Below are 457 nucleotides of genomic sequence, written 5' to 3' on the forward strand. Positions count from 1 at the left end.
GCCGTCCGGCGAACGCACTTCAAGACCATCGACCAGCCCGCCCTTGGTGTCGGCAAACTGCCAGATCGGCAGATGGTTCAGGTCCTTGTGTGAGCGTCGCCAAGCCAGCTTGCAGAACTCGTTGTCAGTCGAGCCGCCCAGCACAACCGCATCGCGGTCGGCGAAATCCTTCGACAGCCGGGCAAACTCGGCGATCTCGGTTGGGCAGACGAAGGTGAAATCCTTCGGATAGAAGAAAATGATCTTCCATTTCCCAGGGAAGCTGTTTTCCGTCAGCGTCTCGAGCGCGCTCTGCCCGCTCTCTTCGTGCAGATGAAAACCGGGCTTCACGCCCGTGATTTCGAACGGCGGCAACTTACTTCCAATTCCAAGCATATCGTCCTCACAAGTTTGCTTCGCGCGGGAAGCGATGATACCGGCCCCAAGTCAAGCAAGCGATGTGCCAGGAGATCTCGCG

Annotated in this window: 1 protein-coding gene; it reads right to left on the reverse strand. The window is 58.2% G+C overall.

Annotated features, from left to right (window positions below; genetic code table 11):
* Positions 1-375 (reverse strand): redoxin domain-containing protein (locus AC5ZG1_RS44340; protein WP_496114234.1); only part of this gene is annotated, 375 nt, incomplete at its 3' end.
* Between the last annotated feature and the right edge of the window lie 82 nt (positions 376-457).

It is taken from the genome of Bradyrhizobium sp. Leo78 (assembly GCF_059512425.1).